The sequence below is a fragment of the Pseudomonas protegens CHA0 genome, assembly GCF_000397205.1.
In the GTDB taxonomy this organism is placed as follows: domain Bacteria; phylum Pseudomonadota; class Gammaproteobacteria; order Pseudomonadales; family Pseudomonadaceae; genus Aquipseudomonas; species Aquipseudomonas protegens.
Window position 1 is genome coordinate 1,914,014 of record NC_021237.1, and the last position, 9,068, is coordinate 1,923,081.

At 65.7% G+C, this 9,068-nt stretch carries 9 protein-coding genes; 2 read left to right on the top strand and 7 right to left on the bottom strand.

Features of this window, described 5'->3' with window-relative positions; all coding sequences use genetic code 11:
• Window positions 1-154: 154 nt before the first annotated feature.
• Complete coding sequence (locus PFLCHA0_RS08630) at window positions 155-784, top strand: hypothetical protein (RefSeq protein ID WP_015634652.1); 630 nt, start codon at window positions 155-157, stop codon at window positions 782-784.
• 134 nt (window positions 785-918) lie between these two features.
• Window positions 919-1,368: a RidA family protein gene (locus tag PFLCHA0_RS08635; protein WP_015634653.1), complete on the top strand. Its 450-nt coding sequence runs from the start codon at window positions 919-921 to the stop codon at window positions 1,366-1,368.
• A 65-nt stretch (window positions 1,369-1,433) separates the two neighbouring features.
• Here the strand turns inward: PFLCHA0_RS08635 and PFLCHA0_RS08640 are convergent, their stop codons facing one another.
• The 7 genes from PFLCHA0_RS08640 to hyi all read right to left on the bottom strand — a co-directional run bounded on the left by PFLCHA0_RS08640 (window position 1,434) and on the right by hyi (window position 9,014).
• Window positions 1,434-2,435, bottom strand: a complete 1,002-nt coding sequence (locus PFLCHA0_RS08640) for a sulfate ABC transporter substrate-binding protein (RefSeq protein ID WP_015634654.1) — start codon at window positions 2,433-2,435, stop codon at window positions 1,434-1,436.
• 90 nt (window positions 2,436-2,525) lie between these two features.
• Window positions 2,526-3,350 (bottom strand): ion transporter, encoded by an 825-nt coding sequence (locus PFLCHA0_RS08645; protein ID WP_015634655.1) that lies wholly within the window; start codon window positions 3,348-3,350, stop codon window positions 2,526-2,528.
• Window positions 3,351-3,371: 21 nt separating this feature from the next.
• On the bottom strand, window positions 3,372-4,292 hold the full coding sequence (locus PFLCHA0_RS08650) for an urea transporter (RefSeq protein ID WP_015634656.1): 921 nt from the start codon (window positions 4,290-4,292) through the stop codon (window positions 3,372-3,374).
• 101 nt (window positions 4,293-4,393) lie between these two features.
• Entirely contained in the window at window positions 4,394-5,809 is a 1,416-nt protein-coding gene (pyk, locus tag PFLCHA0_RS08655) for a pyruvate kinase (RefSeq protein WP_015634657.1), read from the bottom strand.
• Window positions 5,799-7,079, bottom strand: coding sequence for a glycerate kinase type-2 family protein (locus PFLCHA0_RS08660; protein ID WP_011060032.1), 1,281 nt, complete (start codon window positions 7,077-7,079; stop codon window positions 5,799-5,801). Before PFLCHA0_RS08660 ends, pyk begins: the two co-directional genes overlap by 11 nt.
• A 153-nt stretch (window positions 7,080-7,232) precedes the next feature.
• Entirely contained in the window at window positions 7,233-8,126 is an 894-nt protein-coding gene (locus PFLCHA0_RS08665) for a 2-hydroxy-3-oxopropionate reductase (protein ID WP_011060033.1), read from the bottom strand.
• Window positions 8,127-8,231: 105 nt separating this feature from the next.
• Window positions 8,232-9,014, bottom strand: coding sequence for a hydroxypyruvate isomerase (gene hyi / locus PFLCHA0_RS08670; RefSeq protein WP_011060034.1), 783 nt, complete (start codon window positions 9,012-9,014; stop codon window positions 8,232-8,234).
• Window positions 9,015-9,068 lie beyond the last annotated feature (54 nt).

The window sequence follows — 9,068 nt, forward strand, 5'->3', positions numbered from 1 at the left end:
AATGATGAAGGCCCGTTGAGTACCGGGGCGTGTCGCTGTCGAGGGGCGATGATACATTTACTTACATCCTGTTCGATAGCATGCTCATGCTCCCCCGGGGCCTTGCAGTCGACTGACGGGCTCTGTGCACCCATTGCCTTGAGGAATCCGTTCCATGAATCGGTCTTTGCCTGGTTTGTTGTGCAACCTTCAATGCCTGGCCCTGGCGTTCCTGCTGGGCAGCACCGCGGCCCTGGCCCAGGATGCGCCGGGCATGCGCATTGGCGTACGCGGGGAAATCACCGGGGTCGGCGGCGACGTGGTGCGGGTGCACGTCAACAGTGGGGAGAATGTCAGCGTCGAGCTGACGCCCCAGACTCAGGTGCGTGCCGTGACCCTGGCCAATATCGAGGACATCAAGCCCGGCAGCTACATCGGCTCGGCGGCCATGCCCATGGCCGACGGCACCCTCAAGGCGCTGGAAGTGCATGTGTTTCCACCGCAGTTGGCCGGTACGGGTGATGGCCACCGGCCTTTCGACCTGGCCAAGGGCAGCAGCATGACCAACGGCAGCGTCGGCGACCTGGTGGTGAGCAACGGCCGCACCCTGACCGTCAACTACAAGGGCGGCCAGCAGAAGATCCTGGTGCCGGACGATGTGCCCATCGTCAACCTGACTCCCGGCGACCGCAGCCTGCTCAAGGTCGGGGTCAAGGTGGTGATGTTCGTTACCCAGAGCGATGACGGCAAACTCACCGCGCAGTCGATCTCCGCCGGCAAGGATGGGGTCGCGCCGCCGATGTAGGCCGCTGCTGCACGGGGTTGCCACCAGGCGGGTGGGGGCTTGCATTGCCAAATGTTGCTGCGCGCGGGTTGCAGTGGAAGTCGGCAAAGGCTTGGTTTACGGTTTCCGGTCGTTCAATGCGCCGGGAGTGCCTTATGGAAAAGTCGACGTTCAACCCAGCCAGTGTGTTCAATTCCTTGCAATACGGTTTCAGCCAGGCGGTGGAGGTGCGCGGTGGGCGGCGCCTTCTGCTTTCCGGCCAGGTGGGTGTGGATGAGCAGGAGCGCACCGTGGGCCCGGGCCTGCGGGAGCAGACCGAGCAGGCCTTCGACAATATCGCCCGGGTCCTGGCCGAGGCGGGTGGCCGGCTGGCGGATGTGGTGATGCTGCGGATCTACATCGCCGAAGCGGCCCGCAACCAGCAGGAGCACATCAGCGCAGTCTTGCTCGAACGCTTTGCCAGCCAGCCGCCGGCGTCTTCGTGGATCATCGTCAGCGGGCTGTCGCTGCCAGAGTGGCTGATCGAAGTCGAGGCGGAGGCGGTGCTGGAGGAGCGCCATCAGGCCGCCGAAGCGGCGCTGTTCACTCCGGCGCGAGCCCTCTGAGCGCCATGCCTGGGGCATAAAAAAAGCGACCCCGGAGGTCGCTTTTTTCATTCACCCGCGAGGGGTCACTTGGCGTTGGTGTAGATCTGGTCGAAGATCCCGCCGTCGTTGAAGTGGGTCTTCTGCACGCTGCGCCAGTCGCCGAAGGTCTTCTCCACCGAGAGGAAGTCGACTTTCGGGAAGCGATCGGTGTACTTGGCCAGCACTTTCGGGTCCCGTGGGCGCAGGTAGTTGTTGGCGGCGATTTCCTGGCCTTCCGGCGACCACAGGTACTTGAGGTATTCCTCGGCGGCGGCGCGGGTGCCTTTCTTCTCTACCACCTTGTCCACCACCGATACCGGCGGCTCGGCTTCGGCGGACACACTCGGGTAGATCACCTCGAACTGGTCGCGACCGAATTCGCGGGCGATCATCTCCGCTTCGTTCTCGAAGGTCACCAGCACGTCGCCGATCTGGTTGGTCATGAAGGTGGTGGTGGCGGCGCGGCCACCGGTGTCGAGCACCGGCGCCTGCTTGAACAGCTTGCCGACGAAGTCCTTGGCCTTGTTCTCATCGCCGCCGTTCTTGAGCACATAGCCCCAGGCCGAGAGGTAGGTGTAGCGGCCGTTACCCGAGGTCTTGGGGTTGGGCACTATCACCTGTACGCCGTCCTTGAGCAGGTCCGGCCAGTCCTTCAGGGCCTTGGGGTTGCCCTTGCGCACGATGAACACGGTGGCCGAGGTGAACGGCGCGCTGTTGTTCGGCAGGCGGGTCACCCAGTTGTCCGGCACCAGCTTGCCGTTGTCCGCCAGGGCGTTGATGTCGGTGGCCATGTTCATGGTGATGACATCCGCCGGCAGGCCGTCGATTACCGAGCGCGCCTGTTTGCTGGAGCCGCCGAAGGACATCTGCAGGGTGATGTTCTCGTTGTGCTCGGCTTTCCAGTGTTTCTGGAAGGCGGCGTTGTAGTCCTTGTAGAAGTCGCGCATCACGTCGTAGGAAACGTTGAGCAGGGTCGGTGCGGCCTGGGCGACGCTGCCCAGGGCCAGGCTGGCGGCCAGTAGCGAGGCGCTGAAGAGTTTTTTCACTGCACATTCCTTTTGTTCGAGAGTGAAGGCAATTTGCCGCCGACTATAGCCGGGGCGCTATATCTCTTTAAAGATTAAAAAGTACTTTGCTTATTCCAGTTTCCTGAATAGCGCATTGCCGCAGCGGGAACAGAAGGCCGCGGCGGGTTCGTGGGTGTTCTTGCGGCACACCGGGCAGTCGTGCTTGAGCTGCTCGCCGCGCATGGCGCTGGCCAGTTCCGCGGTGAAGATCCCGGTGGGCACGGCGATGATCGAGTAACCGGTGATCATCACCATGGACGAGATCACCTGGCCGATCACGGTCTTGGGCACGATGTCGCCGTAGCCCACGGTGGTCAGGGTGACGATGGCCCAGTAGATGCCCTTGGGAATGCTGGTGAAACCGTGCTCCGGGCCTTCGACCACGTACATCAGGGTGCCGAACACCGTGACCAGGGTGCAGACGCTGAGCAGGAACACCAGGATCTTCTGCTTGCTGCCGCGCAGGGCGTCCAGCAGGTAGTGGGCCTGCTTGAGGTAGGGCGCCAGCTTGAGCACGCGAAAGATCCGCAGCATGCGGATGATGCGGATGATCAGCAGGTATTGGGCGTCGCTGTAATACAGGGCGAGGATCCCCGGAACGATCGCCAGCAGGTCCACCAGGCCATAGAAGCTGAAGGCATAGCGCAGCGGCCGGGGGGAGCAGTACAGGCGCAGCCCGTACTCGATGGCGAAGATCAGGGTGAAACCCCATTCGATGTAGGCCAGGACGTTGGCGTAGTTGCGATGGACCTCGTCGATGCTGTCGAGGATCACGATCACCAGGCTGGCGAGGATGATCAGCAGCAGGGTGCTGTCAAAGCGCCTCCCCGCCACCGTATCGGTCTGGAAGATCATTACGTAGAGGCGCTGCCGCCAGTTGTCGCTGTTGCCCATGGAAATCGCCTGAATCGAAAGTCAGCGAAGCCTAGGGGGATTTGCCGGGGGAGCGCAAGGCGCGTCGCCCCGCACGTTGCGGCCCAGCACCCGGTCGACGGTGTGCACCAGCCAGCAGGCCAGGACAAAGGGTGCGGTCAGGGGCGCAAGACCCAGGGCGACCAGCCCCGGGCTGATCAGCAGTGCCAGCAGCATCCCCAGCAGCGGCCGCCAGGGGTGCCGGGCCTGCTGGCCCAGGGCCAGGGCGACCAGGGCGCAGTTGTAGCCGCCCAGGCCCTGCAGGGCCTGGGCATGCTCTTGCTGCAGCAGGGCAAAGAGCAGGCCGCAGGCGGAGCCGAACAGGGCCCAGGCTGCCGCGCGGCGGCTGGCCAGCAGCAGGCCGAGCAGAATCAGCAGGCCGGCCAGGGGCTGGCCGAGGAACATGATCTGCCCCAGGCCCTGGAACAGCCCACCCAGCAGGTTCGCCAGGGACAGCCCGGGCACGCCCTGGGTGGCCGCGGGCAGCGGCTCGATCAGGCTCAGCAGCAGCCAGCCGAGGCCGACGAAGGGCGCGGTGTAGGCCGGCAGGCTGGCGGGGTTGCGGGCACGTTTGAGCCATTGCTGGGTAATGATCGCGCTGAGGCCGCCGGCGGCGATGATCAGCGGCGGCAGCAATACCGACCAGGGCAGGTACAGGCCCAGCAGCAGGCCCAGCAATACGCCGTTGTAGCTGAACAGCCCGGCCTGGCGGTCGGCCTTGGCGTACCCCCGGCGTTGCGCGGTCAGCAGCCCGGCCAGAGCACCCAGCAGGGCAGCGCCGAGCAGTGCCGGGGCACTGACCAGGATCGCCAGCAGGCACAGCAGGCCGCACAGCGGATGGCGCTGGAGAAAGATCTGACTGAAGCCGTTAAGCAGGGCAGTGGCCCAGTCGGGGCAGAAGGCATTGAAAGACTGTGAAGGCATGATGCAAATCAGTGGGGCGGCCCCTGGGCGAGGGTTGCGCCGACCGCCCAGGCCTCCTCTGCGGGAGGCTCTGGCCGGTCAGCGGCGCCATGGGCTGCGGGTCAGAGAAGGGTTTCGACGCGCAACGAATTGGTGGTGCCCGGCTGGCCGAACGGCACACCGGTGGTGATCACCACGGTGTCGCCGCGCTTGGCCAGGCCCTGGGCCTGGGCGATTTCCAGGGCCGTGGCACACACCTCGTCGACCTGGCGCAGCCGGTCGTTGACCACCGAATGCACGCCCCAGGCCACTGTCAGGCGGCGAGCAGTGGCAAGGTTCGGCGTCAGGTTGAGGATTGGCACCGAAGGCCGCTCGCGGGCGGCGCGCAGGGTCGAACTGCCGGATTCGCTGTAGTTCACCAGCACCGCCACCGGCAGGATGCTGCACACCCGGCGGATCGCACAGCTGATGGCGTCCGAGACCGTGGCCTCGGCCTGGGGCCGGCTGACGTCCAGTTGGGTCTGGTAGTCCGGGCCGGTTTCCACCTGGCGGATGATCTTGCTCATCATCTGCACGGCCTCCAGCGGGTATTCGCCGGAAGCGGTTTCCGCCGACAGCATCACGGCGTCCGCACCCTCGGCCACAGCGTTGGCGACGTCGGTGACCTCGGCCCGGGTCGGCGCAGGGGAGAAACGCATGGATTCGAGCATTTGGGTGGCCACCACCACCGGCTTGCCCAGCTGGCGGCAGGTGCTGATGATGTTTTTCTGGATCTGCGGCACGCTTTCTGCCGGTACTTCTACCCCCAGGTCGCCCCTGGCCACCATGATCGCGTCGCTCAGCTCGGCGATTTCCCGCAGTTGGGTGACGGCCGAAGGCTTCTCGATCTTGGCCATCAGGTAGGCCTTGTCGCCGATCAGCGCACGGGCTTCACGGATGTCTTCCGGGCGCTGCACGAAGGACAGGGCCACCCAGTCCACCCCCAGTTCCAGGCCGAAGCTCAGGTCGCGACGGTCCTTGGCCGTCAGCGGGCTGAGGTCGAGCACCGCCTGGGGCACGTTGACCCCCTTGCGGTCCGACAGCTCACCGCCATTGAGCACGGTGGTCTCGATGGCGTCGGCGTGCTTGGCGATCACCCGCAGGCGCAGCTTGCCGTCGTCCAGCAGCAGGTCCATGCCCGGCTCCAGGGCGGCGATGATCTCCGGGTGCGGCAGGCTGACCCGCTGGGCGTTGCCCGGGGTCGCGTCGAGGTCCAGGCGCAGGGCCTGGCCGCGCACCAGTTGCACCTTGCCCTCGGCGAAGGTGCCGACCCGCAGCTTCGGCCCTTGCAGGTCCATGAGGATGCCCAGGGGGTAGTTCAGTTCGCGCTCTACCTGGCGGATCCACTCGTAGCGCTGGGCGTGGTCGGCATGGGCGCCGTGGCTGAAATTGAGCCGGAAGATGTTCACCCCGGCTTGCACCAGCTCACGGATGTCCTCGATGCCGTCGATGGCCGGGCCCAGGGTGGCGAGGATTTTGACCTTCTTGTCAGGCGTCATGTTTGGGGTTCTCGAGAATCAGGATGGCGCGGAAGTCGTTGACGTTGGTGCGGGTCGGCTCGGTGACGATCAGGTCCCCCAGCGCCGCGAAGTAGCCATAGCCGTTGTTGTTGTCCAGCTCGTCGCTGGCGCTCAGGCCCAGGGCCGCGGCGCGGGCGTAGCTGTCCGGGGTCATGATGGCCCCGGCATTGTCCTCGGAACCGTCGATGCCGTCAGTGTCGCCGGCCAGGGCATAGATGCCCGGGTAGCCCTTGAGGCTGTCGGTGAGGCTCAGGAGGAACTCCGCGTTGCGCCCGCCACGGCCATTGCCGCGCACGGTGACCGTGGTTTCACCGCCGGAGAGGATCACGCAGGGCGCCGCCAGGGGCTGGCCGTGCAGGGCGACCTGGCGGGCGATGCCGGCGTGGACCTTGGCCACCTCCCGGGATTCGCCCTCCAGGTCGCCGAGGATCAGTGGGCTGAAGCCGGCCTGGCGAGCCTTCACGGCCGCCGCCTCAAGGGACTGCTGGGGCCGGGCGATCAGCTGGAAGTGGCTACGCGCCAGGCACGGGTCACCGGGCTTGACGGTTTCCGACTCGGGGCTCTGCAGCCAGCTGCGGACCGCGGCCGGTACGTCGATGCCATAGCGCTTGAGAATCGCCAGGGCCTCGGCCGAGGTGCTGGGGTCGGCCACGGTGGGGCCGGAGGCGATGACCGTGGCCAGGTCGCCGGGTACATCGGAAATCGCATAGGTGTAGACCGTGGCCGGCCAGCAGGCCTTGGCCAGGCGTCCACCCTTGATCGCCGAGAGGTGCTTGCGCACGCAGTTCATCTCGCCGATGGTGGCGCCGGATTTGAGCAGGGCCTTGTTGATGGCCTGCTTGTCCGCCAGGGTGATGCCGGCGGCTGGCAGGGCCAGCAGCGCCGAACCGCCACCGGACAGCAGGAAGATCACCCGATCCTGTTCCGACAGGTTGCTGACCAGTTCCAGCACGCGCTTGGCCACGGCCAGGCCGGCGGCGTCGGGCACCGGGTGGGCGGCTTCGACCACTTCGATCTTGGTGCAGGGGGCGCCGTGGCCGTAGCGGGTGACCACCAGCCCGGAGACTTCGCCCTGCCAGCTGCGCTCGACCACCTGGGCCATGGCCGCGGCGGCCTTGCCGGCGCCGATGACGATGACGCGGCCGCTGCGGTCGCTGGGGAGATGGGCTTGCAGAACCTGTTGCGGGTGGGCGGCGTCGATGGCTGTGGCGAACAGCTCACGGAGGAATTTTTGCGGATCGACCGACATGGCGGGCTCCCGGATTTCTTGTTATGGGGGGCTTGAAACGGGTGTAGCCGCCACCTCAGGCGGCGGCAAGGTCAGCAGGGCCTGTCCCTGGCCCGCCGTGAGGCGTTTCCTGCGAACCTTGGCGCAGCCTGCGGCAGCGGCTACGGATGCTGCTTATTTCTTCTCGCGGATCGAGAAGTTGGCCATGTGTTCCAGGCCCTTGATCAGGGCCGAGTGGTCCCAGTTGGCGCCACCGATGGCGGTGCAGGTGCTGAACACTTGCTGGGTGTTGGCGGTGTTGGGCAGGTTGATGCCCAGCTCGCGGGCACCGCTCAGGGCCAGGTTCAGGTCCTTCTGGTGCAGGTTGATGCGGAAGCCCGGGTCGAAGGTGCCCTTGATCATCCGCTCGCCGTGCACTTCGAGGATCTTCGAGGAAGCGAAGCCACCCATCAGTGCTTCACGCACCTTGGCCGGGTCGGCGCCGTTCTTCGAGGCGAACAGCAGGGCTTCGGCCACGGCCTGGATGTTCAGGGCGACGATGATCTGGTTGGCCACCTTGGCAGTCTGGCCGTCACCGTTGCCACCCACCAGGGTGATGTTCTTGCCCATGCTCTGGAACAGCGGCAGGGCACGTTCGAAGGCCTGGCTGTCGCCACCGACCATGATGCTCAGGGTGGCGGCCTTGGCCCCGACTTCACCGCCGGACACCGGGGCGTCCAGGTACTGGGCGCCGGTTTCGTTGATCTTGGCGGCGAAGGCCTTGGTAGCGGTGGGCGAGATCGAGCTCATGTCGATGACGATCTTGCCCTTGCCGATCCCGGCGGCCACGCCGTCGGCGCGCAGCAGCACGTCTTCGACCTGGGGGGTATCGGGGACCATGATGATGACGAACTCGGCTTCCTGGGCGACGTCCCGGGGCGAGGCCAGGGCGATGGCGCCGGCGGCGATCAGGTCGGCCGGAGCCTTGCCGTGGTGTTCCGAGAGCAGCAGGCTGTGACCGGCCTTCTGCAGGTTGGCGGCCATTGGGTGGCCCATGATGCCGGTGCCGATAAATCCGATTTTAGCCATGATAAAAATCCTCTATTCAACGGGACCTTGTGGGCGCTGGCTGGCCAGCGAAGGCGGTCTTGCGGGCCTCTTCGCCGGCAAGCCAGCTCCTACGCAGGTACAGGTTCAGATTGCGTTGTGGGTTTTCAGCCAGCCAAGGCCGGCTTCAGTGGTGGTCAGCGGCTTGTACTCGCAACCGACCCAGCCCTGGTAGCCGATGCGGTCCAGGTGCTCGAAGAGGAAGCGGTAGTTGATCTCGCCGGTGCCCGGCTCGTTGCGCCCGGGGTTGTCCGCCAGCTGGATGTGGTTGATCTGGCCCAGGTGGTTGGCCATGGTCCGCGCCAGGTCTCCCTCCATGATCTGCATGTGGTAGATGTCGTACTGCAGGTACAGGTTGTCGCTGCCCACCTGCTCGCGAATCGACAGCGCCTGGGCGGTATTGTTGAGGTAGAAGCCGGGAATGTCGCGGGTGTTGATGGCTTCCATCACCAGCTTGATGCCCACTGCCTGGAGCTTGTCGGCGGCGTACTTGAGGTTGGCGACCAAGGTCTTTTCCACCAGGGCTTCATCGGCGCCCTGTGGGCGGATGCCTGCCAGGCAGTTGATCTGGGTATTGCCCAGGACCTGGGCGTAGGCAATGGCCAGGTCGACCCCGGCGCGGAACTCCTCGACCCGGTCGGGCAGGCAGGCGATACCGCGTTCACCCTTGGCCCAGTCGCCGGCCGGCAGGTTGAACAGCACCTGGCTCAGGCCGTGGGCGTCAAGTTGCGCCTTGATTTCGGCAGAGCTGAATTCGTAGGGGAACAGATATTCGACGCCGCTGAAGCCGGCATCGGCGGCCGCCTTGAAGCGGGCGAGGAAGTCCTGTTCGGTGAACAGCATGGACAGGTTGGCAGCAAAGCGCGGCATGGTGGTCTCCTGTGGTTCGGTCAAGCCTGGGGCTGGCGCCAGGGGGCGGGCGGC

What these genes read in the sequence shown, in the direction of transcription:
- PFLCHA0_RS08630 (WP_015634652.1), top strand. Translation starts at nt 155, where the DNA reads ATGAATCGGTCTTTGCCTGGTTTGTTGTGCAACCTTCAATGCCTGGCC.
- PFLCHA0_RS08635 (WP_015634653.1), top strand. Translation starts at nt 919, where the DNA reads ATGGAAAAGTCGACGTTCAACCCAGCCAGTGTGTTCAATTCCTTGCAA.
- PFLCHA0_RS08645 (WP_015634655.1), bottom strand. Translation starts at nt 3,350, where the DNA reads ATGGGCAACAGCGACAACTGGCGGCAGCGCCTCTACGTAATGATCTTC.
- PFLCHA0_RS08650 (WP_015634656.1), bottom strand. Translation starts at nt 4,292, where the DNA reads ATGCCTTCACAGTCTTTCAATGCCTTCTGCCCCGACTGGGCCACTGCC.
- pyk (WP_015634657.1), bottom strand. Translation starts at nt 5,809, where the DNA reads ATGACGCCTGACAAGAAGGTCAAAATCCTCGCCACCCTGGGCCCGGCC.
- PFLCHA0_RS08660 (WP_011060032.1), bottom strand. Translation starts at nt 7,079, where the DNA reads ATGTCGGTCGATCCGCAAAAATTCCTCCGTGAGCTGTTCGCCACAGCC.
- PFLCHA0_RS08665 (WP_011060033.1), bottom strand. Translation starts at nt 8,126, where the DNA reads ATGGCTAAAATCGGATTTATCGGCACCGGCATCATGGGCCACCCAATG.
- hyi (WP_011060034.1), bottom strand. Translation starts at nt 9,014, where the DNA reads ATGCCGCGCTTTGCTGCCAACCTGTCCATGCTGTTCACCGAACAGGAC.